1 protein-coding gene is annotated in these 312 nt (G+C 34.3%); it reads left to right on the top strand.

Annotated features, from left to right (window positions below):
• Positions 1 to 214: 214 nt before the first annotated feature.
• A partial coding sequence (locus tag KA926_RS14155; protein WP_353055329.1) for a putative RNA methyltransferase occupies positions 215 to 312 on the top strand: 98 nt, incomplete at its 3' end.

Below are 312 nucleotides of genomic sequence, written 5' to 3'. Positions count from 1 at the left end.
ACAAGAAAAGAACACGCATTTATGCCGAGAAAATTTATTGATGTTGAGAAGAACCCTTAACTAAACTTGCAGACGAATGTCGGCATAGCGTGAGCTATTAAGCCGACCATTCGACAAGTTTTGGGATTGTTAAGGGTTCCGAGGCTCAACGTCAATAAAGCAATTGGAATAAAGCAACTTTGTTATTTATAATTATTTGATTGGAGGTGTGAATATGTTTTTTAAGTGTTCTATATGTGATGAAAAATTAAAGAGAGGTTATAAAACTTTAGCATGTGAGAATAACCATACTTTTGATATTGCAAAAGAGGG

Origin of the sequence: Staphylococcus sp. GDY8P94P (assembly GCF_017892255.1) — a bacterium.
GTDB classification, from domain to species: domain Bacteria; phylum Bacillota; class Bacilli; order Staphylococcales; family Staphylococcaceae; genus Staphylococcus; species Staphylococcus cohnii.
The sequence above is the reverse complement of the archived record's forward strand: the minus strand, read 5'-3'. Positions and strand labels throughout refer to the sequence as shown.